This window comes from Pseudomonas sp. BP01, assembly GCF_022760795.1.
In the GTDB taxonomy this organism is placed as follows: Bacteria; Pseudomonadota; Gammaproteobacteria; order Pseudomonadales; family Pseudomonadaceae; genus Aquipseudomonas; species Aquipseudomonas putida_Q.
On record NZ_JAFBKA010000002.1, the window covers coordinates 215563 to 241855 of the forward strand.

General features: G+C 60.8%; 19 protein-coding genes. 11 read left to right on the forward strand and 8 right to left on the reverse strand.

Features of this window, described 5'->3' with window-relative positions; all coding sequences use genetic code 11:
- Positions 1–381: 381 nt before the first annotated feature.
- Positions 382–9216 (forward strand): RHS repeat-associated core domain-containing protein, encoded by an 8835-nt coding sequence (locus tag JOY50_RS03085; protein ID WP_243054752.1) that lies wholly within the window; start codon positions 382–384, stop codon positions 9214–9216.
- 136 nt (positions 9217–9352) lie between these two features.
- Positions 9353–9556 (forward strand): cold shock domain-containing protein, encoded by a 204-nt coding sequence (locus tag JOY50_RS03090; RefSeq protein WP_192902497.1) that lies wholly within the window; start codon positions 9353–9355, stop codon positions 9554–9556.
- A gap of 71 nt (positions 9557–9627) precedes the next feature.
- Here the strand turns inward: JOY50_RS03090 and JOY50_RS03095 are convergent, their stop codons facing one another.
- The 3 genes from JOY50_RS03095 to JOY50_RS03105 form a co-directional block, all read right to left on the reverse strand.
- On the reverse strand, positions 9628–10092 hold the full coding sequence (locus tag JOY50_RS03095; RefSeq protein ID WP_019473921.1) for a hemerythrin domain-containing protein: 465 nt from the start codon (positions 10090–10092) through the stop codon (positions 9628–9630).
- Positions 10093–10213: 121 nt separating this feature from the next.
- Positions 10214–10717, reverse strand: a complete 504-nt coding sequence (locus JOY50_RS03100) for a CinA family protein (RefSeq protein ID WP_132840168.1) — start codon at positions 10715–10717, stop codon at positions 10214–10216.
- 102 nt (positions 10718–10819) lie between these two features.
- Positions 10820–11677: an SDR family oxidoreductase gene (locus tag JOY50_RS03105; protein ID WP_132840170.1), complete on the reverse strand. Its 858-nt coding sequence runs from the start codon at positions 11675–11677 to the stop codon at positions 10820–10822.
- A 197-nt stretch (positions 11678–11874) separates the two neighbouring features.
- Here JOY50_RS03105 and JOY50_RS03110 point away from each other — a divergent pair, with 197 nt between their 5' ends.
- Positions 11875–12399: a hypothetical protein gene (locus JOY50_RS03110; protein ID WP_019473918.1), complete on the forward strand. Its 525-nt coding sequence runs from the start codon at positions 11875–11877 to the stop codon at positions 12397–12399.
- Between the two features lie 58 nt (positions 12400–12457).
- Here JOY50_RS03110 and JOY50_RS03115 read toward each other — a convergent pair whose 3' ends face one another.
- The gene (locus JOY50_RS03115) at positions 12458–12997 is read right to left on the reverse strand and encodes a type 1 glutamine amidotransferase domain-containing protein (protein WP_243054753.1); all 540 of its coding nucleotides are present in this window, start codon (positions 12995–12997) and stop codon (positions 12458–12460) included.
- A 273-nt stretch (positions 12998–13270) separates the two neighbouring features.
- Between JOY50_RS03115 and JOY50_RS03120 the strand changes: the two genes are divergently transcribed.
- The 7 genes from JOY50_RS03120 (at position 13271) to JOY50_RS03150 (ending at position 20222) form a co-directional block, all read left to right on the forward strand.
- Complete coding sequence (locus JOY50_RS03120; protein ID WP_019473916.1) at positions 13271–14122, forward strand: STAS domain-containing protein; 852 nt, start codon at positions 13271–13273, stop codon at positions 14120–14122.
- Between the two features lie 4 nt (positions 14123–14126).
- Entirely contained in the window at positions 14127–14489 is a 363-nt protein-coding gene (locus tag JOY50_RS03125) for an STAS domain-containing protein (RefSeq protein ID WP_016500103.1), read from the forward strand.
- Entirely contained in the window at positions 14486–14890 is a 405-nt protein-coding gene (locus tag JOY50_RS03130) for an anti-sigma regulatory factor (protein ID WP_019473915.1), read from the forward strand. The genes JOY50_RS03125 and JOY50_RS03130 overlap by 4 nt, the downstream gene beginning before the upstream one ends.
- Positions 14881–15897 carry an ATP-binding protein gene (locus JOY50_RS03135; RefSeq protein WP_132840178.1) on the forward strand — a complete coding sequence of 339 codons (1017 nt, stop codon included), beginning with the start codon at positions 14881–14883 and terminating at the stop codon, positions 15895–15897. Before JOY50_RS03130 ends, JOY50_RS03135 begins: the two co-directional genes overlap by 10 nt.
- A complete protein-coding gene (locus JOY50_RS03140; protein WP_132840181.1) occupies positions 15890–16765 on the forward strand; it encodes a sensor histidine kinase KdpD in 876 nt (291 codons plus the stop codon). The genes JOY50_RS03135 and JOY50_RS03140 overlap by 8 nt, the downstream gene beginning before the upstream one ends.
- Positions 16755–18701 (forward strand): response regulator, encoded by a 1947-nt coding sequence (locus JOY50_RS03145; RefSeq protein WP_132840183.1) that lies wholly within the window; start codon positions 16755–16757, stop codon positions 18699–18701. Before JOY50_RS03140 ends, JOY50_RS03145 begins: the two co-directional genes overlap by 11 nt.
- Positions 18702–18881: 180 nt before the next feature.
- The gene (locus JOY50_RS03150; protein ID WP_132840185.1) at positions 18882–20222 is read left to right on the forward strand and encodes a sodium:proton antiporter; all 1341 of its coding nucleotides are present in this window, start codon (positions 18882–18884) and stop codon (positions 20220–20222) included.
- A 32-nt stretch (positions 20223–20254) separates the two neighbouring features.
- On the opposite strand, the gene JOY50_RS03155 is transcribed toward JOY50_RS03150, so the two are convergent.
- Positions 20255–21604 (reverse strand): SDR family oxidoreductase, encoded by a 1350-nt coding sequence (locus tag JOY50_RS03155; RefSeq protein WP_243054754.1) that lies wholly within the window; start codon positions 21602–21604, stop codon positions 20255–20257.
- Between the two features lie 226 nt (positions 21605–21830).
- Here JOY50_RS03155 and JOY50_RS03160 point away from each other — a divergent pair, with 226 nt between their 5' ends.
- Positions 21831–22550, forward strand: coding sequence for a DUF72 domain-containing protein (locus tag JOY50_RS03160; RefSeq protein ID WP_243054755.1), 720 nt, complete (start codon positions 21831–21833; stop codon positions 22548–22550).
- 9 nt (positions 22551–22559) lie between these two features.
- On the opposite strand, the gene JOY50_RS03165 is transcribed toward JOY50_RS03160, so the two are convergent.
- Genes JOY50_RS03165 through JOY50_RS03175 form a run of 3 tightly spaced genes read right to left on the reverse strand, consistent with a single transcriptional unit; the run spans position 22560 to position 26280 of the window.
- Positions 22560–24758, reverse strand: a complete 2199-nt coding sequence (locus tag JOY50_RS03165) for a xanthine dehydrogenase family protein molybdopterin-binding subunit (RefSeq protein ID WP_243054756.1) — start codon at positions 24756–24758, stop codon at positions 22560–22562.
- Positions 24755–25756, reverse strand: coding sequence for a xanthine dehydrogenase family protein subunit M (locus JOY50_RS03170; RefSeq protein WP_132840194.1), 1002 nt, complete (start codon positions 25754–25756; stop codon positions 24755–24757). The genes JOY50_RS03165 and JOY50_RS03170 overlap by 4 nt, the downstream gene beginning before the upstream one ends.
- Positions 25753–26280, reverse strand: a complete 528-nt coding sequence (locus tag JOY50_RS03175; protein WP_132840196.1) for a (2Fe-2S)-binding protein — start codon at positions 26278–26280, stop codon at positions 25753–25755. The genes JOY50_RS03170 and JOY50_RS03175 overlap by 4 nt, the downstream gene beginning before the upstream one ends.
- Positions 26281–26293: the final 13 nt, after the last annotated feature.

Genomic DNA, 26293 nt, shown 5'->3' on the forward strand with positions numbered 1-26293 from the left:
CTGTGATTGATAGGTGTCTGGACTTGGCACGCGTCGGTAAAGTTTCAAAGGAAACAGAATGTGTGATGGCAAGGCGTCAACGGGTCACCGTTGCGCCTCCTTTCTCTGGCGGTCAAGCCAGTGACATCAGCTACGGCCAGCTTGACGAGGTCAGCATTTCCTCAAGCAACGTGGTCGCCCGTGTAAGCGCTGTAGGTAGCTGCTTGCCGACTTGTTCCATGCGGTGTTTGCGACATCTCTTTTCATACAGGACCTAGTATTTTTGCCAGGTGACAGCTTCTTTTTTTCGCCCAAAATAACGGTGCGATACAGACAGTGATGAGTACCCGAATAATTAAAGGCCTAGGCACCTAGCGCCTCGCCGCATCCTGGGAGTCAATGATGAGTCGCTTTTCCGAAATAACCATAACGGGTTACAACAAACAGATTATTGATAAGCTGAAGCTTAAACGTGGCGACAAGTTGAAGCTTCCCGATGCGGTTGATAAGGTATGGTTTATAGATGCTGACGATAAGGGAATTGCAGTAGACTATACGGGTGAGGAGGGGCGCCATGCAATAAGAAAGGAATACGTCAACATCGCTACTGGGCACTCAGCATTGACCATCGAGGGTACTCCGGCTGAGTCGATTAGTCTTTATAGCACCAACCCAACTCAATACGGCCATTACGATAAGATTTATGATCTTCTTCGTACCGAACTGGTGGGGGCTGGCGGCCAGGCAAAGTCGGCTGCAGACGCGAAAGACCTTGCGACACTCAATACGTTCGTACTGATCGAACTTAAAAACGCTTTACCCCGCGCTTTTGATCCTTTCACTGACCGTGGCGGCCAGACCAGCGGAACACGACCTTATGGCCGTGAAGGCTGGGGTGGCGCGACCCGCCCAACACTTCCAGATTACCTAAAAGACTACGGGGTGCTGGGTTTCTTGAAAAAACCTGACGCAACGCCTGGTGCCTTGCAGGCGGTCACAGTATCGTTTGATGAAACACTGAAATCTTTTCACAAAGGACTTACCGACACGTATGACGTGCTCAAATATTTCTCTTTGCCTACCGGCGAAATAAGCATCCCCCTGAGTAATGTAAGGGCGCTCTACGCCTTGACGGATCTGGTTGGCGCTGAGCCGATCATACAGGAGCGCGCTAATCTTGAAGAACTGCTCGAAGCTGGGGCAGTTAGCATGAATAAATGGGACTGGAAAAGTATCACTCCAGCGTCGGGACCCTATCTGGTGTGGACAAAATCTCCGCTCAGCAAGCACGAAGGTTACTCCGGCAGTTATGGCTACGTCAGCGTGAGCGATTCCTGGTCACCAACATTTACAGTCACTTGCAGTCCCGACCAGAAAAAAACCTATGAATCGCAGAGCGCTGAACACGCAGTGATTGCGAAATTCGCGCCGCTGGAAACGGTAGAAATACCGCAGTCCAATATTGCAGCAATCTACAGTTTATCGGGCATTGCCTCGCTTTCCGACCCCGGCACTCCCGAAACCCGAGCAATCCAGTCCATCATCCCCTATACCTTGACAACCCAGGCCGACGGCTACCTGCCTGATATGAGCGACTTCCTGCTCAAAAGGGTTGGCAGCATCGACGGCGGCTGGACTACCACCAGCACCATCAAGGCAGGCCGCGACCTGGCCAAGGGTGAGGTGTTGAGCGCCTTCCTCATCGACAGATTGGTTGGCGATATCCGCAAAATTGATTACACCGCTGAAAAAGGCAAGCTTTCAGCCACGCAGTGGCCAACAGCTTTCGCCGATCATCTGGCGGCTGCCAGCGAACCGATCACCGCCGGTAACTGGAGCGACGACAATACCTTTTCCACCGCCACCGAGCCCCTGCGGCTGTGGAGCCCGGTACGCTATCGCACGTTCAGCAATGCGCCGTTTGCCGCCAACCTCGTGCAGGCACTGGCCTGCGACGAGTCGGTCAGCCTGACCGTCGGCCAGACGCTGTGCCTGCAGGTTCGCGACCTCACTACCCAGGCACTTTATGAACACCATTTCTTCACGCCGTCGGCCGAGCAAGATGGCGTGAACTGGCCCCGAGCCCTTTGCCAACAAGTCAATCGCGACAGCCGCCTGCTGCGCGCGGGCGTCCTCGACGGCTGCGCTGTGACGCCCGCCGAAAGCGGCAATGCGTTCTGGGTGCCACAATGCGCCGAACTGTGCGTGACACTCACCGAGGCGCGGTGGTGGCAAAGCCAATCGGTGGATGGCACACAGGCGCTGGCGGCAGGGCAAACCCTGCAAGCCTGGGTGTACGATGCCTTCTCTGGTCGACTGCTGGCTGAGTACCAATGGTCGCCCAAGAATAATAGCGAAAGGGCCGCGGACAAATGGCATAAGGCATGGGCAGCCGACCTTAATGTATCCCCGGTTTCCAGCTATTTGCGCGTGGCCACGGGCAACCCGGACGCCAATCAGGCAGACGACCCGGGCAACCTTCACCTGTGGCAACGGGGTGATGCGCTGCGTATCTTCACCACGCTACCCAGCGATGCCAACCGCCTGACAGGCCCTACGCTGCTATCAGCCTGGCAGGCCGATACCGAACATGCGGTGCTGGCCACGGTACGCCATCCATTCAGCCACCAGTTGCTGCACTGCGCGCTATTCAAGCCTCAGGATGTCGATACGGTCAGTGACCGGGATACCTGGTTGCAAGCCCTGGCCGATTTCCTCAAGGCGCAGCGCTGGCCCGAAGTGCAGGTCGGTGCAAGCGACGAGCCGCTGTCCGTTCCTCGCTTCAGCGAGTTTCAGGTGCTGCTGGAAAATGTCGGCGATGGCGAAACCTGGAGCGACGGTGACTACGTCAATCACCTGCTCGAGACCGACCAGTTGCCCGGCCGCCTCCCCGTTGAGCAAGCCAGCTTCACCGTGACAGAGGGCGCCGGCACCGTGCAGGTCGATGTGCAGGCGTTGAACGGGGAGCTGGAATTCCGCCTGGACAAGGCCGCTTACGATAAAGGCTACCGGGTGGCAGCCTGCACGCCACGCGCCAGTGAGCACCTGCAGTGGCCGGTAGACGTGACCGACAGCAAAGTGGCCTGGGCAGGGCCGATCAACAATGGCGTCTACGACCTTTATCTGACCTACCCGGAAACTGCTCGCGACAGTACCGAGCTGACCGTGGGCCATATCGGCGCGTTCCACCACGACCATTTCTGGCACGGTGTGCAAGCCGTCAAATTCACTCCGCCTGCCGCCATGCAGGCCTATGAGGCAATCAGCTTCCTGTGCGAGGACTACGGCAATACCAACCATTCTGAGGTCTTCGATACCAGCAACCAGGACCGCACGGGGGTGGACGAACGCAGCGGCCTGTTCCATGCCCATTATCCGATCGCGACCCTGCAAGGCTTGCTGGGGCTTGGCCCGGTTTGCGACCTGACGTTGCACTACTCGGCACTGCGAGCCAACGAAGCAGGCCTTGGCGATGGTTGGGCCTGGCGCTTCTCCCGCATCATCACCAGTTCCACCCAGGAAAGCGACAACCGCCTGCTCACACTGGCCGACGGTACGCCAGTGGCATTCAGTGCTGAACAGTGGACCCAACTAGGCGCAGGCCAGGCCATCAAGACCAAGGGCTGTCGGGTGAGCTGCACCAATGATTACAGCGAGTTCACTGTCGAGTTCCCCACTGGCCGTCAGGAGATTCTGAGTAAGCCGGGCGCGCCAGGCAGCGATGAGCTCGAACCTAACGACGAATTTCGCAAGAAGGTGCTCCAGGCCTTGAAGGCGATCAAGGACAAGAGCGAGCCGGACTTTCCGGCCTTGCCGGATAACTGGCAGCAATGGCTGCTGCTGTGCCTTAGCCCTGCTGGGTATTACATTGGCGCGGCCATCGATTACAGCGAAGCCGTCAAGGCTTGGAAAAATCACGGCAACACCAAAGAGCTGGACAGGCGTATCGCGCTGTATGAGCGGCCGTTCGTGCAACTGCTGCCTTCACGCATCGTCTCGCAGTATGGCGAAGCGCTGGACCTGCAGTGGAAGCGCCAGAAGGGCCAGTTCCTGCTGATGAGCATCAGCAGCAGCGAAACCACGCTATTCAGCGCCGAGTATGTCAACCCTGAGGTCAAGGCCAGTGGCCAGGTGAAGATGCAGCTGTGGCCGGGCAGCCCCGAAGCGTTCACGGTCGAGCTCACGCTGCAGCACTACTTGCTGCGCACACTCAAGCGCAAGCAAGGCGAGCGCATTGTGCAACAGGTGGATTGCGGCTACGACGACGACCCGACGCTGGACAGGGTGCTGTGCCGGCTGCAGGAGCTGGACGGCTCTGTCGAATGCGTCCAGTACGTCAAGGGGGACGCGAAGCTGAAAAGCTCGCCTGCCTTGCCGCGGGTGGCGTTGCATGCGTTGCTGCCCGGTGGTGGGCAGCAGAACCATATCGACCGCTACACCTATACCGGCAGCTTCCAGCACCCGGATGACCAGCTGTTCATCGCCGCCGTGGAAAGCGGCCCTCATGCCAACGTGGTGCATGACCTGCAGGCGTTCGGATTGGACCCGGAGGGCAGTCGAATCCCGCTGCTGCGGGGCTCGGGCACTGCTCAGGCGCATTGGCTGGAATTTTCCCTGCCCCAGGGGCTGGCCACAACCTCCTTCCGCTACACAGGCTGGGGCGATGAACTGGTCGAGATCATCAAGCAGATGGTCATCAGGGTGAAAGGGAAGCAGGTCGAAATTACCTCCAGCGCCACACCGGTCGAGCGTAAGAAGGCCGTATTGCAGTTGCTCTGGCGGTACTCGACAAAGAGCCGCAAGCAACTGCACCTGGCAATCGAGCACATGCTCAGCCTGGCGCCCAAGGCGCAGCGCGAAACCCTTGGCAAAACCGTGGACGCCACCACGCTCCTGTCAGACGCACAAGGCAACCCCCTGCGCCTGCATGTCAAAGGCTCCCATTCGGTTCATTACTGCTACTACGGTGAGCAGACGCAAAACCAGATCGTGCTGGGCGAGGTGCAGGGGCTGTACGAGGTGCCAACCCTGGAATGCCCGTTCGTGCCGGCCTATGCCAACGCCCCGCTGATGGCGGAATACCAGTGCGACGACTATGGCAACCCGCAGGGCCTGAAACTGTACGGTTATCGCAAAGTTACCCGCGCCGACCGTGATTACCTGGAGCTGGCCGAAGTGGTGCTGGTGGACGGCATACGCGGCACGCTGGCCAACGACACGCTCGACCCGCAATCCAGGTGGCAGCTGGCTGATACGGACGCCGTGTGGCACCAGATCAGCACCACCCTCTCGATCACTGCCAGCAAGAAAACCCCCAGCGAGCAAAGCAAGGTCAAGGAGTGGTCGATCACCAACACGCAAACGACCCATCTTGACGGCGAGACCGTTGAGCTGACCAATGTGCAGACATTCATCGACAACCCCACCCAGCCCGGTATTCAGGTGATTGTCAGCGCAACGACAGCCGCCGGCACTTCCCAGGTCAGCAAGGAAGTCCGCTCGCGCCACAGCAGGCGCGCCCTGCAAAAGGTAGAAAAGGGTGTCGAGACGCACTGGGAGCGCGATGCCTCAGGTCGGATAACCAAAGAAACCCGTTACCTGCTGGCATCCGGTCATACCAGCAAGACGACCAAGCAAAAAGCCGACGAAATTATTGAGTCGGTATACGACGACACCGGTAAAACGGTAGTACGCACCCATAAGGATGGCAGCCAGAGCCGCTCGCACATTGACGGCCTGCAGAGGGCGTGGCGCACCTCCTGGCGCAGAGCCGATACCGAGGGTTATGTGCCCTTGGAAGAACACTGCTTCACCGATCTGGACGAAGCCTCCGTGCTGGGCAGTTGGGCGTGGGATTACCTGCCGGGCGGGCAAGCCGTGCGCAAGGGCACGTCTTTGAGTGGATCAGCCGGTCGGCAGGCCTGGATGGCGCAGGAATCAAACACGGTGGCAGAGCTTACTGCCGAGGCGGATACGCTCGTGGCCGTACAGCCCCAACGTTCCGTAACGCGAGCTGATAAGTTGATCAGTGACATACTGGATGCGCTTGCAAAGATTGACACTGAAAACCCACTCAAAAAACTTGACTACAAGTGGGATGGAAGGTTCGTCAAGGTAAACACTATCGGCCACGTATACTTTGAAATATGTGCCATCCTAACAAGCCTTAGCGAAGAAGCCGCCCGCCTCAAAAAGTCAGCCGGTGTCCATATAAGTGACCACGATCAACTAGTTAAACAAATTCAGGTCTTTGCCGGACTTACAGGGATGGAAGGGCTTGACCAAGATAACCAATGGATTTCCTTCAGGACAATAGCATCAGGCTTGGTAGGGACCTCCGATATTTTCGATACACTTGAGCTGCTCACCGCAGAACCTGATTATATTGAACTGCACAGTGTTAGATATTCGGTTACCGTTAATGCCCTGATCGAGGAGCATGAGCTCAAGCAAGCATTAGTAGAAGCGAAACAAAAATATCGAGATAACACGCAAGTCGAGCACCTCTCGACGACTGCAGACTCAACCGTACAGCTAACCGAACAACAAGGATTGGGCACCCAGCGTCTGTCAAAGCGCATCACCACCAGCACGGCAAAAGCCGACGGCAGCTTGCAACGCTCGATGCAATGGGCGGATGACGCCGGCACGCCGCACCTGCAACTCGACCAGCACTACGACGCTGACGGCCGCGTAACCCGCCACGTCCGCACCCAGGGCGAGCAAACGCAGGCCTACACGCTGGAACGCGACCGCCTCGGCCGGATAACCAAGGTGACCCGCCCCGATGCCACCACCATTGAGCGCGCTTACCACGGTCTCACCAATCACATCTGTACCTTGACTGTGGACGGCAAGGAGATCGCGACGCAAACGCTCAGCGATGCTGGCAAGCTCACGGCACGCAAGGTAGGCAGCCGCGAGTATGGGTTTGTCGACCAGACCATTACGCTGCCCGATAAAACCCGGCTGCAGACGCAGCAGAGCGCCAATGGCGCACGCTTCGAGGCCGATGGCAGCGCTCTGTACAGCGAGGCGAGCGACAAAGGATCGACCGTGCTCAGTGCCGCAGGCGCTGAACCCGGTACCAGCTGGCGACACACAATCAATAACGTGCAGGTGCCCGGCCGACGGATAATCAGAGAAAAATCGCCCCGGGGTACGGTCCAAACCGCCGAATGGCAGAGCCTGCGCGGGCAAAGCATCGCTGTGCTGCGTGCCGACGGCCACACACGGCGGGAATTTCTAGATAACGAGGGGCGGTTGTTGCGCAGCTGCCAGGAACACGAAGACGTTCTGTACCGCTACGACGAGCTTGACCGGCTGCAGGCGCGCCAGGTGCACGCGCTGGCCGGCGCCGGGCAATGGCAGGTGCGCAGTGAATATGACGGCTTCAACCGCGAGACCGTGCGCACCTTCCTGCGTAACGGTGCCAGCTGTTTCAGCCAGCACATGACCTGGCGCGGGGACGGGCGCATGGCCAGTAAAGCCAGTTACCGGGATGGCGAGCTGTTGCGCACCGAACGCTTCACCTATGACCTGCTCGACCGCCTCGCAAGTTATGCCTGCGAGGCGACGCAAGCCGAACACTGCCCCCAGGATGGCAACGGTACACCGATCAAGGCTCAGACATTCAGCTGGGATAGCCTGGACAACTTGACCGGCTGCACAAGCACCTCGTTCAAGGGCGATGCGGTGACGCAAACTTTCACCTACGCAGCCACCTCTGACCCCACTCGCCTGAGCTCGGTGAAAACCGGCAAGCAGACAACCGCCCTGACCTGGAACAGCAATGGCCTACTGCAAACGGACAGCGCGCAAAGGGCGCTGGCCTACAATGCGGCCGGCCAGCTCAGCAGCGTCAGGGACAGCGACGGCGCTTTGCTCACCCGCTACGAATACGACGGCATGCAACGTCTGGCGGCGCAGTACGACGAACAAGACCAGGCCACCGTCGAGTTGCGATACCACGGCGCAGAACTGATCGGCCAGTCGAGTTTCGACGAGGCTGGCGAGCCCACCGGTCATACCAGCATTTCTCCCGGCCTGGCGCAGTACGACGACGGCCAAGTGCGCTGGCTGATCGACGACCCGCAACTGGGTATCGTCGGCCAAGTCTACGACGACGAGCTGCAAATGGCCCCCCTGCTGCCGTTTGGCGAAGGTGCGGCATTGGAGGGCCTGGTCAGTGGCTACAATGGCATGCGCCGCGACCCGGTGACCGGCCAGTATCATGCAGGCAACGGTTACCGCTGCTACGACCCGGCCCTTCGCCGTCATGCCCAGCCTGACTGGCTGAGCCCGTTCGGTGAGGGCGGCATCAACGACTATGCCCACTGCCCCGACCCGGTCAACCAGCATGACCCCAGTGGCGCGATCATGCTCAGCCGTTGGGGGCAGGAAAAAGAGCTGGCCAACTATGCGCAGATTCTGCGTGAAACCCAACCCATGCCGGTCGGCGGGCGTTGGCGCGGCTTGGCACTGTCGGCCGTACTGACGGTAGTGGGTATCGCTGCGTCGGTGATGACGGGGGGCGCCGCCTCGGTGTTGTTTATCGCGATGACGACCTGCGCGGTACTCTCTTTCGGCTTCGAGGTGGCCTCGGTACTGACGGAGGAGTCCAACCCCGAACTGTCCAAGCAGCTAGGCTATGCATCGCTGGCGTTCGCGGTGGCATCGCTTTACGAAAGTGCGCTGGGCCTGGTCAAGAAGATACCGGCCCTGTTCAAAGGTGCCATGCGGACCATGCGGCAGATCGGCAAGAAGCTTTCGCGCCGCTGGTCAAGGATGAATCGCATTACCGTGCTGCGTCCCATGTCCGCGACAGAGAACCGCTGGGCCATGGCCGCTGCCGCCGCCAGAACGAGGCAACCTGCCCGTCTCGGAGCGTGGGACGCTTTGAAGGATGCCGGTCGAAAACTGGTCAACTACCTGGGAGAGGCGCCTGTCAAAGACCTCGCCGATCCACGCTATGCGCGCATGGGGATCTATGGCAAAGGCTTACGCCAGGCGCACAGGCTGAACAACTTCGCGACCAAGTCCCGGATCCTGAGCGCGATCGCCTTCGTAACGGGCAAGGGGGTTGAAACCTACATCGTTCAAGGGTCAATCATCGCCTTCATCGGCATCGCTAGTGATGATGCGTCGGCCCCTACCACACCGTGGGGGCGGTTCAGCGTGCCGCTGGACGATTTGTACAGCTGGAATTACGGGGGCGGCGGGCATCTTATCGCCTAAGTCGCAAAGCATATTGTCGGTTGTTGCACAAAAAAGTAACAACCGACAATTGTTGAAACCGACGGTGTTCACGCGTATTTCGCATTGTCGGTTTTTTACTGAAACACTGACGGTATCCCATGCAGGAGCTAGCGCCATGAGTGATGTAAAAACTGCAACAGTCAAAATGTACAACACCAGCCTGAAAGCAGGATTTCTCGACTTCGAAGTCGAGGAGGACGACGTCATCCTGACAGCGGAGGAAGTGGGCTCACTGAAGTTGAAGAATGGCGACGAAGTCACATTCGAGGTGAAGAAACACGGCGATAAGCATTACGCCACCAACGTACGGATCAAATAAGCACACAGAAGCGGTGTCGGCGGGTTGGCCGGCGGATGCACTTGGCCAACCCGCAGTGCCCGGCCTTGTACTCAAGCAGCCCGCTGCTCACCCTTGAGCAGTTTTTTCTGGGCTTCCATGGCGGCCCCCAGTTCGTCCAGTTGGGCTTTACCCAGGAGCTTCTTCGCCGTGGGGAAGAGTTCCTCTTCCTCTTCCTCTATATGATGCTCCAGCAGCTCCTTCATCACCTTCACCCGACCGGCAAATTCAAGGGTGCCGGTGTCCGTATGAAGCAGATCAGGGAGCACCAGGGCGTCGACAGTCCGGTGTTCTTCCTTGGCTTCGTAATACATCTTGGCTTCCTCCTTGCCACCGGCCTGCTTGATCGCGGGGTAGAGGATGTCTTCCTCCAGGGCCGTGTGGACCTGCAGTTCCTGCTCGATCCGGTGCAGCAGATCAGCGCGCTTCTTCACAGCGCGCTCGGTGGTCGAGGAGAGCTCTTCCAACAGCTTCTTGACCAGTTTGTGGTCTTGCATCAGCAGATCGATTGCATTCATGGTGTCACCTCGTTGCGGGCGAATGAATAATGGCTTCCTTGGTGTTGAGTAGCGGTACACGGCAGGGTTCAACGTTGATGATGTCTGGTAGCACAGGCTCGATGCCGCAGGCCCAATTACCTCAGGCGCGCTCGCCCCTCAGCCAGCGTTCGTGATAGTGAACCAGTCGGGTCAGCCCGTAGACGGCGCCATCGTGCATGACCTGCGAGCGCTCGCCAAAAAAACGCTGGGTGCGGGTAAACACGGCAATGGGCTCGCCGGCAAACGCCCAGGCGAAGCACAGCGTGCCGGGCAGGATCCCCGATTGCGGGCTTGGCCCGGCTACGCCGGTGGTCGCGATGACCACGTTGGCGTCGCTGTCCTTCAACGCCCCCAAGGCCATCTCCCAGGCGACTGCCTCGCTGGTCAGGCCATAGCGCTCGATCGTGTCCGGGTTCACCCCTAGCAGGCGCTTCTTGGCAGTGGGTGAGTACACCACATAGCCGCTTTCCAATACCTCCCCTGTACCTGGAAAAGCCGCCAGCAAAGCCACCATGCACCCTGCGGTGCAGGACTCGGCCGTGGTGAGTATCAATTGATGATCTTTGAGGTAGCCGAGCACGGCCAGTACTGGATCGCACGCCATTTTCGAATCGACTCACGGGTTGTTGTGCGGTGGACGCACGGGCAGTGCAAATGGTTCAGGCAGAAGCACTGGGGTCCGTGCATACAGGCCCCGGCAAACCATTCAGAGGATAGGTTTGCCCCCTGTAACGCCGTAGCGCGAACCCGAGATGTAGCTGGCTTCATCCGAACCCAGCAAGACGTAGATCGGCGCCACCTCGACCGGTTGCCCCGGCCGCCCCATCGGGTAGCCTGAACCAAAATTTTTTACCGCCTCGTCAGGCATGGTGGCCGGGATCAGTGGTGTCCAGATCGGGCCGGGGGCCACGCTGTTCACCCGAATCCCTTGCTTGCCCAGCAACTGGGCGAGGCCTGCAGTGAAATTGGCAATCGCCCCTTTGGTGGCGGCATAGGCCAACAGGCTGGGTGACGGGTCGTCGGAGTTGACCGAGCTGGTGTTGATTATTGACCCGCCTTTGGGCATTGAGGGCAACGCGCGCTGGCAAATGCGGAAAATGGCAGTGATGTTGGTGTCGAACGTCATCACCCATTCATCGTCGTCAATGTCGGCCAGGCTTTCATGGGCCATCTGGAACGCGGCGTTGTTGACCAGGATATCGATGCGACCGAACTGTGCCACGGTCTTGTCGACAATGTCGTAGCAGTGCTGTTTGTGTGCCAGGTCACCGGGCAGCAGCAGGCACTGACGGCCAGCGGCCTCGACCCAGCGCGCCGTTTCCTGCGCATCCTCGTGTTCATTCAAGTAGGCAATGGCAACGTCAGCGCCCTCGCGGGCATAGGCAATAGCTACCGCGCGGCCGATGCCGCTGTCGGCACCGGTAATCAGCGCGATCTTGCCTTCGAGCCGGTTGTTGCCGGTGTAGGTCTGCTCGCCACAGTCCGGATACGGCTCCATCTTGCGTTGTGAACCGGGCACGCTTTGCGGTTGGGATGGGAAGGGCGGGGTAGGGTAGTCGCTCATGGTGATATCTCCAGCAGTCGGAAACGCTCGTTACCGTTCGAGGGGGCGCGCGCAGCCGGTGTTGAAGTGGATCCTGGCTTTGTGCGACGGGCGGTTGTCACGCGCATTGCCAATGAATTTTCGTCGCATGGACAGCTCTACCGCTCACCGGCCTTGCGCTGTCACGGGCAAGGCCAAGGATTTCAAGGAGTATCGCAGTGCCTCGAATCATCACGCCCGCCACACCTGAACATGAGATCGATCAGCAAAATGCAAGGATGTTCGGTACGCCGAAAGAGCGGCTGGACTTCTATCGACGCGAAATTCAGTACGAGACCAGCATCCTGGCCAACCGAACCGATGCCTATCTCACTGCGCAGTCGTTTCTGGTCATCGCGTACGTCTCGGCGATGAGTAACCTGAACCAGGGCTGGGGTGAGATGTTCACCTTGATGGTGCCGGCTTTTCTCGCACTGCTCGGCGTGCTCAGTACGCTGAACGCTTGGCCAGGCATTCGCGCGGCCTTCCGGATCATCGAGCACTGGCAATTGAAGCAAAGCCATCTGCTGCGCAGCGAGCCGATGATGGGCTTGGCTTATGATGAATCGCCGCTGTTCTGCGAGGCAGAAACCTCCCAGGCGGGGCACCGCAAGTCGCTGCTGTTTTCCCTGCGCACGCCCTGGATTTTCCTCGGCTTCTGGATCTTGCTAGGCAGCTATTCGGTTTACATCCAGCTGGCGTGACCAGCGCCTCCTGATCGACACCCGGTGCGACCAGAAGACGCGCTGAAGATGATCAGATTCAGCCGGCCAGCGCTTTGATCAGGTGCTCGTTGAAGGCGGGAATGTCATCCGGCTGGCGGCTGGTGATCAGGTTGCGATCCACCACCACCTGTTCATCCACCCACGTACCGCCGGCGTTGCGGATGTCATCCTGCAAGGTCTTGTAGCTGGTCATTCGCTTGCCTTTAGCCAACCCGCACGATACCAGCAGCCACCCACCGTGGCAGATGACCGCCAGCGGCTTGCCCGCCGCATCATGGCTTTTTACCAGCTTTTGCGCGCCGGGGATCAGGCGAATCGTGTCGGAGTTCTGCACGCCGCCGGGCAGCACCAAGGCGTCGTACAGGTCAAGCTGCACGCTGTCGAAGGTAGCGTCCACATTGAATTCGTCGGCGGGTTTGTCATGGTTCCAGCCACGTACGCTGCCTTCCTTGTCGCTCAGGATATCCGCCACTGCGCCACTGTTTTCCAGCGCTTCACGCGGGCCGGTCAGTTCTACTTGCTCGAAGCCATCGGTGACCAGAAAGGCCACGCGCTTGCCGTTCAGTTGTGCACTCATCATGTGTTTCCTCTTACTGATAGGCCTTCCATAGGGGCCTGCGAACAGCGAGCAAAGTTCCTGCTCGATGCTCGGCGGCTCGTTCTGCCATGGGTTGGACCTTGGGCCCGGCGGTAACGCGCACCGGTAACTTGGCCTACAGTTAGCGTCACAGAAGATGGCGCAATGAAATTATTGATCAGCGCCACAACTATCTTCACCGGTAGATGTCATTGTCGAAGCCGGCGCAAACATTGGTGAGCCGGCCAGGCATTTTTCAGGAGCGAAGCGCACATGGCAGCACTGCAGAACAGCACGTTGGAAGCAATTGTCGGTAATCAGGCGCAGTTGCTGGCGGAATGGATCAGCGCCCTGGAGGCCAATGGCGCGACACGCAATATTCGTGAACACGACTTGCGCCAGGAAACGCATGACTTCCTGCAGTTGGTGATTGACGGGCTGCGCAAGGAGGCCGGTACGCAGATTGGTGCGCAAGATTGGGAGGAAGCCCGGCGCTTCCTCGAAAAACTGTCTGCAAGCCGTGCCCAGGTCGGGCAGGAATCGCACCAGACGGCCTATTTCATCTTCGCCCTCAAGGGGCCGCTGTTCAGGTTGTTGCAGGCCCATTACGGAGAAAAACCAGCACTGCTGGCCGAACAACTGTGGGAAATCTCCCAGTTGCTCGATGCGTTCGGCCTGCACACCATCCGCACCTATCAGAAAAACCGCGAAGGCGTGATCAAGCGCCAGCAGGAAGAGTTGCTTGAGCTTTCCACCCCGGTGGTCAAACTCTGGGAGGGCGTACTGGCCCTGCCGTTGATCGGCACACTCGACTCGCAACGCAGCCAGACAGTGATGGAGTCGCTGCTGCAGCGCATTGTCGATACCGGCTCCGAGATTGCCATCATCGATATCACCGGTGTCCCAACTGTGGACACCCTGGTCGCCCAGCATCTGCTCAAGACCGTGACGGCCATCCGCTTGATGGGCGCCGATTGCATCATCAGCGGTGTTCGCCCGCAAATCGCCCAGACTATCGTGCACCTGGGCCTTGATCTGGGCACGTTGACCACCAAGTCCAACCTTGCTGACGCCTTGAAGCTGGCGCTTTCGCGTCTGGGTACCAGCACTGGCGAGAAGGTGTGAGGCGATGGAGCGTATTCCCATTCTGCAAATGGGTGAATTCCTGCTGGTAACCATTCAGGTCGACATGCACGACCAACTGGCGCTGCGCCTGCAGGACGATCTTACCGACCGAATCGACCAGACTTCAGCCCGCGGCGTGCTGATCGATATTTCCGCGCTGGATATGGTCGACTCGTTCATTGGCCGCATGATCGCCAGTATTTCCGGCCTTTCACGGATAATGGATGCCGAGACGGTGCTGGTCGGCATGCAACCCGCGGTGGCCATCACCCTGGTGGAACTTGGCCTGACCTTGCCCGGGGTAAGCACTGCACTGAATGTCGACCGCGGCATGCATCTGTTGCGGCAGCGGGTAGGCCACTCATGAGCATCCGCCAAAGCGGCAGCCAGCCGGTACGCCTGGAGCAGGACGTGGTACTGGCCCGTCAGCTGACCCGCAAGATTGCCACTGACTGCGGCATGCGGTTGGTCGACCTTACCAAACTGGTCACGGCTGTCAGTGAGCTGGCACGGAACACCGTGGTATACGGTGGCGGCGGTGACATGGACTGGGAGGTCATCGAACAAGCCGGGCGGGTTGGCCTGCGCCTGGTGTTTCGTGATGAGGGGCCGGGCATTGCCGACGTCAAACTGGCCCTCACCGATGGCTGGACGTCAGGCGGCGGGCTTGGCCTGGGGTTGACCGGCGCTCGCCGGCTGGTAGACGAATTTGATCTGGACACCACTCCCGGGCAAGGCACCCGGGTAACGATCACCCGATGGGCGTGAACCTGGCAGCGAGTTTGACGCAGGTGCTGCGCCTTGATGAGGCCAGCCAGGTCGGGCATGCCCGGCGTGTTGTCCAGAAGCTGGCCGAGCAGCTTGGTTTCTCTGCCGCCGACGCTGGCCGTGCGGCCATTGTTGCCACCGAGCTTGCCAGCAATGTGCTCAAGCACGCCGAGCGTGGCGAATTGCATATACGCGTGCTTGCGCATGGCGCCGATCCGGGAATGGAGCTGGTGGCGGTAGACCGTGCCCACGGGTTCGACCTGGCCAGCTGCCTGGCTGATGGCTATTCCACCGGCGGCACCCAGGGCATCGGGCTGGGGGCGGTCAGCCGCTTGGCGCAAGTGTTTGACGTGCACGCCGACGCGAAGGGTGCTGTGGTACTGGCGCGCATTTACCGGCAAGATCATACGGCCAGGGATATACGCATCGGCGTGACCCAGCATTCGCTGCATGATGACCCGGCCTGCGGTGACAGCTGGCACGTAACGCTTGCCGACCAGCATTTCAGCGCTGTGATGATCGATGGCCTTGGCCATGGCGAGGAGGCCGAGCGTGCGGCCAAGGCGGGCATCCAGGCCTTTACCCTGGGGCCCTTCAGCGCGCCGGAGCACGTGCTTGGCGAGATGCATCATGCAATGGCCGGCACCCGTGGCGGTGCGGCTGCCATCGCCCAGTACGACGGTACCGGCGACCGCCTGTCGTTTATCGGCATCGGCAATATCGGCGCAACCCTGGTCGGCACCGAACGGCCTCGCGGCCTGGCCTCGCACCCGGGCATCGTCGGCGGGCAATACCGCAAGGGCCAGGTGTTCGACTACGCTCACGTGAAGGGAAATCTGTTGATCATGTTCAGTGACGGCCTGCAGTCTCGTTGGAATCTGCAAACCTACCGCGGGCTTGTTCACCGCCACCCGGCGGTTATAGCCGCCGTACTGCATCGCGATTTCTGCCGTGGGCGGGATGACGTGACGGTGTTGGTCATTGACCTGGAGACCGTGCATGGCTGAACCATCATCCAACAACAGCGCCGAGCAGGCCGACCTCGTCATCCGCTTGCAGGCCGAAAACCAGGCGCTGCGCGCCGAGCTGGAGGACACCAACCAGGGGGTGCTGGCGCTGTATGCGGAGCTGGACAGCCAGGCTGAGCAACTGCGCCAGGCGTCGGACCTGAAAAGCCGCTTTCTCTCCTACATGAGCCACGAGTTCCGCACGCCCTTGGGTTCGATCCTGAGCATCACCAGCCTGCTCGCCGACGAGGTAGACGGGCCGTTGAGCAAGGAGCAGCAGTTGCAGGTGGCGTTCATCAATACCGCGACGCGTGAACTGGGCGATATGGTCGACGACCTGCTGGACCTTGCCAAGATCGAAGCCGGCCGCATCACCATATCGCCTGCCTGGTTCGATATGCTCGACCTGTTCGCGGCCTTGCGCGGCATGTTCCGCCCGATCGTCGACACCGGCGCGGTAGACCTGATCTTCGAAGAGCCGCAGGGCCTGCCGAAGATGTATACCGATGACAAGAAGCTGGCGCAGATCCTTCGCAATTTCATCTCCAACGCCTTGAAGTTCACCACCCGCGGTGAAGTGCGCGTGTCGGCGCAGCTTCTGGGTAACGACCAGGTCCGCTTTGCCGTGAGCGATACGGGGATTGGTATTGCCCCCGAGCTGCTCGGCGGCTTGTTCGAAGACTTCGCCCAAGTGGACTCGCCGCTGCAAAAACGCCTGCGTGGCACTGGGCTGGGGCTGTCGCTGTGCAAACGTTTTGCGGCGCTGCTGGGCGGGAAGGTGGGGGTGGAAAGCACGCCTGGCAGCGGGTCGTGTTTTTTTGTCATTCTGCCGATGGCGCTGGCCCCGGAGAGCGCTGATGAACGCTGATATCCGCCTGCTGATTGTCGACGACAACGCCGCCACACGCTATGCGCTGCGCCGCCGCCTGGCACTGCATGGCTACACGGTGATGGAGGCTGGCACCGGCGGCGAGGGGCTGGCGTTGATCGGCCGCGAGCAGTTCGATGCACTGATCCTGGACGTCAACCTGCCGGACATGAGCGGCTTCGATATCGTCCGGTTGCTGCGTGCCAGGCCCGAAACGGCCTTGCTACCCGTGATCCACGTGTCGGCGGCGTCGATCCAGACGGGTGACATCATTACCGGGCTCGATGCAGGCGCCGACGCCTACCTGGTTCATCCCGTGGACGCCGACGTGCTGGTGGCCACCCTGGGTACCCTGCTACGGGTACGTGACACTGAGCGGGCCTTGCGGGAAAGCGAGGCGAGTTTTCGGGAAATCTTCACCAATGTGTCAGCCCCGATCGCCGTGGTTGATGCAGGGCTGAAGGTGCATGAATGCAACCATGCCTTCGAGCAGTTGATCCAGGACAACCGCAACCCCGATGCGTTGCAGGAATGCTTCGCCGATGACCAGCAGACCGCCATCGCCGATTTGCGTCAGCACCTGCTTGCGGGGCAGCGCTGGCGCGGCACGTTAGGCATGCACGTGGGCGGCATGCCCCGGGATACCGAGTGGCAGCTATCGCCCTACCGGGAGCCGGGATTGTGCCTGGTGTTTGTCGAGGACGTCACCGAGCATCGCCACCGCGAGCGCTCGCATCTGGCGCGCCTGGAGGACGCAAACACCCAGTTGGCGCGGGAAACGGCCCAGCGTGAGCAGACCGAGGCGCAACTGTTGCAGCTGCAGAAGATGGATGCTCTGGGCAGCCTGACAGGCGGTATCGCCCATGACTTCAACAACCTGTTGACCGGCATCATCACCAGCCTGGAGCTGATTCGTAAACGGGTAGCAGAGAACCGTATCGAAAAGGTCCCTGCATACGCCGACGCGGCCTTGAGCTCTGCCATGAGCGCTGCCTCGCTGACTCATCGGCTGCTCGCCTTCGCACGGCAGCAACCCCTGGACACGCGGCCGGTGGACATCAACGAGCGGGTTCGCTCGCTGGAGGAACTGATCAATCGCACCATTGGTGAGCGAATCGTGCTGCAACTGGAGCTGTCACACGAGCCCACCACTGCGCTGGTCGACCCCATCCAGCTGGAGAGCGCGGTACTCAACCTGGTGATCAACGCCCGCGACGCTTTGGCCAAGGGCGGGCATATCTGGGTGAATACGGCGGCGGCCTTCTCACTCGGTGACCCCAACCTGCGGGATGGCCCTTATGTGGCGGTGACGGTACGCGATGATGGTTGTGGTATCGCGCCGGAGCTGCTGGAAAAGGTATTCGATCCATTTTTTACCACCAAGCCGGTAGGACAAGGTACCGGTCTTGGGCTATCGACCATCTACGGTTTTGCCCGCCAGTCGGGCGGGCACGTGTCGATCCACAGCGCGCCGGGGCTGGGCACTGAAGTCACCCTGATGTTGCCTGCCAGCAACCAGCAGGAGTCTTGCGAGGCGCCCAGCCCGCAAGTCGACCAGCAAGGCGCCGGTGAATATGTGCTGGTGGTCGAGGACATGGCTTCGGTGCGGCTGTCAGTGGCAGAAGTACTGGCCGATGCAGGATATCGCTGCGTGCTGGCCGAAACCATCGAGCAGGCCCTCGGTCATCTGCGTGAAGATGCCGGTATTCAGTTGTTGTTGACCGATGTCGGCCTGCCAGGCATAAGCGGCCGCGAGCTGGCCGATATGGCGCGGACCTACCGGCCGGGGCTGCCGGTGCTGTTCATGACCGGCTACGCGGAGACCGCCCTGGACCGCCAGGCGTTTCTGGGCAGTGGCATGGACCTGCTGATCAAGCCGTTCCAGATCAGCGAACTGCTCGTCAAGGTCCGCCGGGCACTGGGTCATGCGACATGACGTTCACTTTGCAGCAACTGCCTGCATAAGGCCGGTCAATATGGCCCCGACTGCGCCGTGGTTAGCGGGACAAGCCCGCTTCCTCAGGTTGTTTACGGGGAACCGGTTATCGCAGCTGAACGACCCGTCGCCAGGGTAAGTCAAACCATAATCGAGCACTTCACCAAGGCAACTGCGCAGATGACCTTCATCGTATGGTTCGCCATGCTGGGCGCAGTCTTGCTGCTGCTGGCGCTCTCATCCTCCTATTTACGCTGGATCCCGGTGACATCCTCGGTGGTGTGTCTGGCCTTGGGCATCGGGCTGGGATCATCCGGGCTTGGTTTACTCCACCTGGATGTCAGCAGTTCCAAGGGATGGATGGAGCACCTGACCGAGGTCGCGGTGTTATTTTCCCTCTTCTTCAGCGGCCTGAAATTGCGCTTGCCCTTGCACGACCGCCGATGGTGGAGCGCGTTTTACCTGGCGGGGCCTGTGATGATGATCTGCATCGGTGGCGTAACGTTGCTGCTGCACTACGGCCTGAACTTTGAATGGGGTATTTCAGTGCTGATCGGGGCGATCCTCGCACCCACAGATCCCGTGCTTGCAACACTTGTGCAGGTGGCCGATGCCCAGGACGATGATCCTGTGCGTTTCAGCTTGTCGGGGGAGGCTGGCTTGAACGACGGAGTGGCCTTTCCCTTCGTCATCCTTGGGCTGCTCCTGCAACAGAACCCCGGGCAGGCCTGGCTCGGCGACTGGTTGCTGAAGGACATGCTGTGGGCAGTGAGTGCTGGTCTGCTGCTTGGCTACTGGATGGGGCGCGGGCTGGGCAAACTCACACTCTTCCTGCGACTGCGCAACGACGACAGTACCGTATCGCCCAACGATTACCTGGCCCTGGCACTGATCGCGCTGGCCTATGTGTTTGCCGAAACGATCCAGGCCTATGGGTTTCTCGCCGTATTCGCCGCTGGGCTGGGTTTGCGCCAGGCGGAGGCTCATACATCCAGCAACCCGGAGGAGCCGGCTGCCGAACATTTGGTGCAGCCCGTAGTGGGGCACCAGCATGTGGCGCCGGAGCTGGCTGTCAAAGGTGATGTGCGAGGGCTGGACGATTCTCAGGTCGCAGCGGGGATCATGCTGGGGGACATGCTGGCCTTCGGCAGCCTGATCGAGCGTGCAATGGAGGTTTTTCTCGTGACCTTGCTCGGGGTGGTGCTGATAGAGCATTGGGACTGGCGGGCGTTGCTGATCGCCGGAGCGCTGTTCCTGGTGATTCGCCCCTTGAGCATTGTGCTTTTCCCGGTCCGGGGAATGCTGGATATTCGCCAACGTGGGCTTCTTGGCTGGTTTGGCATCCGGGGTATCGGTAGCTTTTACTACCTCTTCTATGCCCTTGACCATGGGCTGCCTCCTGGCTATGCGGCACAGAGCACCAACCTGGTGTTGTCAGTGGTGGCGTTGAGCATACTGCTGCATGGGTTGAGCGTTCAGCCGCTGCTTGCCCGATACGAAACGTGGAAGCAGCGGGCGTGATGAGGGCGCTTCAAACCCTTTGTCTTTGATGCTTAACGGTCGACCCCTTGGCGGCGCCGGCGCTGCAAATGAGTGATCGCAAACCCGGCAATGGCCCCGAGCACGGCGGCACTCACCAACACCGCTGTCCTGTCTTTTCGGGCTCTCCAGCCACCGTCCACACTGCGCCGGTCACTCGGCGGTTCGAACAGGTTACCGGGCGATGTTCCGGCGCTGGGGCTACGGCTCAACCCCCAGCGGGTCAGCCATCCTGAAAGCAGCGGCAGCCCCGGGACGAGGTAGCTGGCCAGGTGGGCAAGGCGAGCGGTTGCACCGACCGTGGTGCGCGCACGAGGGGAGATGGCGCAAGCCACCATGGCCTTGGCCACCAGCTCCGGGTCGTAGACTGGCCCGGGGGGCGTCAGCGTGTGGCCAGTGTAGTTGCCACCATCCCCGAAACCCGGGGTATCCATGACCGCAGGATAGATATCGCAGACATGAATGTCGGTAAACGCCGTCAGTTCTCCGCGCAGCGCGTCGGTCAGGCCACGCAGGCCGAATTTGCTCGCCGAATAGGCCGCTGCATAGGGTTGCGCGATCCAGCTCCCGAGTGACAACGTGTTGATCAGGATGCCGCTGCGTTGCGCCTTGAAATAGGGAAGGGCGACGTAGGCGCCACGGAGGTAACCGATCAGGTCGGTTTGAATGACTTGCTCATGCGCCTCCAGTGGCGTGTCCTCGAAATTGCCGACCGCGCCGACGCCGGCGTTGTTGACCCAGATATCGATCCGCCCATGGCCAAACTCGGCAGCCTGCGCAGCCAGCGCCTGCACCTGGTCGCTGCGGCTGACATCGGTAGCGATTGCCACGGCGTCCGTACCGCAATCAGTGCACTCGTCCAGCACGTCGAATAACGCTTCCTCATCCCGCGCAGCAAGCACCAGGCGAGCGCCTTTGCAGGCAAAGGCATGCGCAGCGGCCCTGCCGATGCCACTTGAAGCGCCGGTGATGACCACGACCTTGCCGCGCAACGGGCCTTTTGTCGATACGGGCGGTGCAGGCGGTGCAGGCTCGGCAGCCTGGGGTGGCTCGATGTCCTCAGGCGCAGGCGCGAGGGTGGCGCTGGCTTCCATCATCGAGAGCTCAAGGGCGGTGCCGTCGACCAGCACCAGTTTCAAGCCCTCGATGGTGCCCGCTACCCGGTCCGCAAAGACCGGTTCGCCTTCTGCATCCAGGCTGTCATAAATGAACGTGGTCCCTTCGAGCCAGCCGACTGCAGTCAGCAGTTCTGGGCCAAGGTAATATTTGCCGTCCTGAAAGTAACCGGGGAATTGATGGGCGCGTTCGATGTTCTCCACGCAGTAGCGTTCGCCTGGTTTCATGCCTGTCGCTTGATCGATCATGGTGCAGAACCCCTTTCGAAGTGTGTCAGCAAGCGTTCAACCTTCGCTGTGTACAAAGGCATCGGGTAAGCAGGGGAATGCGTGGGGCGCTGTAAAGTTCAGGTCAGGGGTTCCAGTGGCGTGCTGAATTACAAGATGACCGCTGGTGTGCAGCGAGTGAACCTCTCTGGGTACCCGAGCCTCGACTAGGAGAGGGCACGAATGATGCGCAAGAGGGACGCTCAGGATGATTCATCTTGGTTGCGCAGGCTGGAACCTGTCACGGCTGCATGCCGAACACTTCCCCCTGCATGGGACCCATTTGCAGCGTTACGCGGGCCGATTGAACGCGGTCGAAATCAACTCCTCGTTCTACCGTGCTCATCGGTTGCAAACTTATGCCCGATGGGCTGCGTCGGTGCCTGAGCACTTTCGTTTTGCCGTCAAGTTACCCAAGGCCATCACCCATGAGCACCGCTTGCAGGGCTGTGCGGGCCTGCTCGAGCGGTTTCTCGATGAGTGCGGGCATCTGGGCGATCGCCTTGGGTGCCTGCTGGTGCAGTTGCCGCCGTCGCTGGCGTTTGAAGTTGACGTTGTTCATGCGTTTTTCACCGACCTGCGCGCGCGTTATGGGGGAGGGCTGGCGGTCGAGCCGCGGCACCGATCATGGGCGGCAGCGCAGTCGGTGCTCGTCGACTTTCAGGTTGCCCAAGTCGCGGCCAGCCCCTCGCGCTTTGGTGTGGATGCCCAGCCAGGCGGCTGGCAGGGCCTGGCCTATTGGCGCTTGCACGGTGAGCCACAGATTTATCGCAGCGCTTATGGCAGCGACTACCTGCAGCGCCTGGCTACCCAGCTGCAGAAGCGCGACAGCTTGCAACTACCGACCTGGTGCGTATTCGACAACACCGCAAGCGGAGCGGCCCAGGGCGACGCACTGGCGACCCAGGCCTGCTTGCAAAGGCGTTGATGTACTCGATTACAGCACCTTGTCGAGCGTGATCGGAAAAGCCCTCACACGCTTGCCCGTGGCATGGTAAACAGCGTTCGCCACTGCCGCCGCCACCCCGACCACGCCGATTTCACCCACCCCCTTGGAGCCCAGCTCGTTGACGATGTCGTCGTTCTCTTCAACAAAGATCACCTCGATATCGCCGCTGTCCGCGTTGACCGGGATGTGGTACTCCGCCAGGTTGTGGTTGACGATGCGGCCCAACCGGTGATCGGTCAAGGCTTCCTCGTGCAGGGCCATGCCCACGCCCCACACCACGCCCCCCAGGATCTGGCTGCGCGCGGTTTTCGGGTTGACCACCCGTCCTGCTGCGACGGCGCTGACCACCCGGGTGACCTTGATCGTGCCAAGGTCCTCGTCAACATGCACCTCCACAAAGACCGCCGAATGTGTCGCGGTGGAGAAGGGTTGGCGCCTGGCACCCGGCTCAGCTTCTATCTGCACTTCGAAACTTCGCCCCGGAGCGCTGGCGACTATTTCCGCCAGGGCCAGGCGATGGCTGCCCGCATGCAGGTAGCCCTCGGCGAAGACGATCTGCTTCATGGGGGTGCCGGCCACTTCGGGATACGAGTTGCGCGCATGTTCCAGCAGCTTGCTGCGCAGCACCAGGCAGGCCTGGCGCACGGCAGAGCCCACCGACGACACAGTGAACGAGCCACCTTGCAGCGGTGCTGTCGGCAGGGAGGAGTCCCCCAGCACGAAGGTGACATCCTGCACCCCGATGCCGGCTGCATCGGCTGCGATCTGGGTCATTACGGTGTAGGTGCCGGTACCGATGTCGGTGGTGGCGCTACTGACGGTCAGGTGCCCCTGGGCATTGATGCAGGCTTTGGCGCTGGCCTTCATCTGCATGGCTTCCCAGACCCCGCCGGCCATGCCCCAGCCGATCAGCTGGTGGCCATTGCGCATGCTGCGCGGTTGCGGGTTGCGGTTTTGCCAGCCGAAACGCTCGGCACCTTGCTGGTAGCATGCCAGCAACTCCTTGCTGGAGTAGGGCTTGCCCTCATTGCCATTGTTGGCGGCGAAGTTGCGCCGGCGCAGGTCGAGCGGGTCGATCTGCGCGGCGCAGGCGAGCTCATCCATGGCGCATTCGAGGGCAATCATGCCTGACGCGGCCCCTGGGGCACGCATGTCCAGCGGGGTGTATACATCGAGCGGCGCCAGGCGATAGCTGAGCGCAACGTTGTCGCACTGGTAGAGCATGCCGCTCCATTCCACCAGATGCTCGGTAAAGTCTTCGAAGCGTGATGTCTGGCCCAGTGCATCGTGGGCGATTGCCAGCAACCGCCCGCTTGCGTCAGCACCCAGACGCAGCCGCTGCTCGGTGCGGGGCCGGTAGCCGAAGGTGAACATCTGCTGGCGAGTCAGCGTGACGCGCACCGAGCGCTGCAAATGCAACGCCGCCATCACGGCCAGCGGTAACTGGTACTGTGGGCGCAGGCCCGAGCCGAAGGCGCCGCCGACGAATGCCGCGCGCACGCGAATGTTGGCCTTGGGCAGGCCGAACACCTTGTGCAGGTAGTCCTGGCAATTTTGCGTGCCTTGGGTCTTGTCGTGGATTTCGAGGGTGCCGTCGGCCTTGTAGTGCACGGTCGAAGCATGGGGCTCCATCGGGTTGTGATGCTCGTTGGCCGTCAGGTAGGTGGCATCTATCTGCACCGGCGCAGCGGTAAACTGCCCGGCGAAATCGCCACGCGGTGCCGGTGTTTCGGCGGGTGCCTCATGCGACTGCCGGGCTGCACCCAGGTCTGTCTGGTGGGCCTCCTCGGCATAGTCGATTCTGATCAGCGAGCCTGCGTATCGCGCCACCTCAAGGGTTGTGGCTACCACCAGGGCCAAGGGTTGACCGCTGTAGAGCACGCGGTCGTTGAACAAGGGGCGAAACGGCGACCCCTCGGCCGAGTCGGCGTCACTGTAATCGTCGTCATAACTGGAAATGTGCGGCCGATGGCCATGGTCCAGCACAGCGACTACCCCGGGCACGCGCATTGCCTGTGAATGGTCGATGGCGAGCACCCGACCACAGGCGATGGTACTGCACACGACGCTGCCATGGAGCAGCCCGGCTTGTGGGTATTCACCTGCGTAGCGCGCCTGCCCTGTAACCTTGGCGACGCCGTCCACGCGGTCCAGGGGCGTGCCGACTATGGGTGTGGTGTCGATCATGGTGTTGTCCCCCCGGCTGCGGCACCGAGCACTGCCTCGCTCAATGCCCGAACGATTGCACGTTGCGCGAGTGTTACCTTGAAGCCGTTGTGGCTCAGGGGTTGTGCCCCTTGCAGCAGGGTGTGTGCGGCTTGGGTGAAAAGCGCTTGCGAAGGCGCCTGGCCGGCCAGCATCGTTTCTACAACCGTGTCCCGCCACGGTTTGTGGGCAACGCCGCCCAATGCCAGCCGAGCCTGCTGGATCACGCCGTCATCGAGGCTCAAGGCCGCGGCGACTGATACCAGTGCGAACGCATAGGAGGCGCGGTCGCGAATCTTCAGATAACGGTAATGGTGTTCGAATACAGGGGGCGGTAACTCGATGGCGACCACCAGTTCATCGGTTGCCAGTTGGTTGTCGCGCTCCGGGGCGTCGCCGGGCAGGCGGTGGAAATCCGCGAAGGGTATCTTGCGTTCACTGGCTGGCCCCTGTACATGCACCACAGCTTCGAGCGCCGCCAGTGCAACGCACATGTCCGAGGGGTGCGTGGCGACGCAGGCATCGCTGGCGCCGAGAATGGCATGGATACGGTTCAAGCCCTTACGCGCTGGGCATCCGCTGCCCGGTTCGCGCTTGTTGCAGGGGGTGCCGGTGTCATAGAAGTAATAGCAACGGGTGCGTTGCAGCAGGTTGCCACCGGTGCTGGCCATGTTCCGCAACTGAGGTGATGCCCCAGCCAGAATGGCCTCTGACAGCAGTGGATAATGCTGTTGGATGATCGGGTCCCAGGCGAGGTCGGCATTGCTCACCAATGCACCGATCAGCACGCCGCCGTTCGAGGTGGGCTGGATGCCGTTCAGGCCAAGGCCGGAGATGTCGATCAGGCGGTTGGGGCGAACCACGTTTTCCTTCATCAGGTCGACGAGGTTGGTACCACCGGCAATGAAGCGCGAGGTGGCGTCTGCCAGGCTGACAGCTTCGCTGACCGATGCGGGCTTGTGATAACTGAATGGCGTCATGGGTTCGTCCCGCCTTGCGGCTGGGCCACGTCCTTCATCAATGGCATGGCTTCTTCCACTGCCGCGACGATGTTGCCGTAGGCACCGCAGCGGCAAAGGTTGCCGCTCATCTGCTCGCGAATGGCCTCGCGATTGTCGGCATGCCCTTCGTTAACAAGCCCGACTGCAGAACAGATCTGCCCCGGCGTGCAATAGCCACACTGGAAGGCATCATGGCGGATGAAGGCGCGTTGCACGGGGTGCAGCTCGCCGTCGCTGGCCAGCCCTTCGATGGTGACCAGCTCGGCCCCGTCGCACATGATCGCCAGCGTGAGGCAGGCGTTGATACGCTTGCCATCACGCAACACTGTGCAGGCCCCGCACTGGCCATGGTCGCAGCCCTTCTTGGTGCCTACCAGGTCCAGTTGCTCACGCAGCAGGTCGAGCAACGTGGTCCAGGGGTGCACCTGCAGTGATCGGGGCTGACCATTGAGGGTCAGGCGGATGGGGTGTTCTACGACACCCTCGGGGGCGGTTGCGCTCATGGATGGTCCTCAC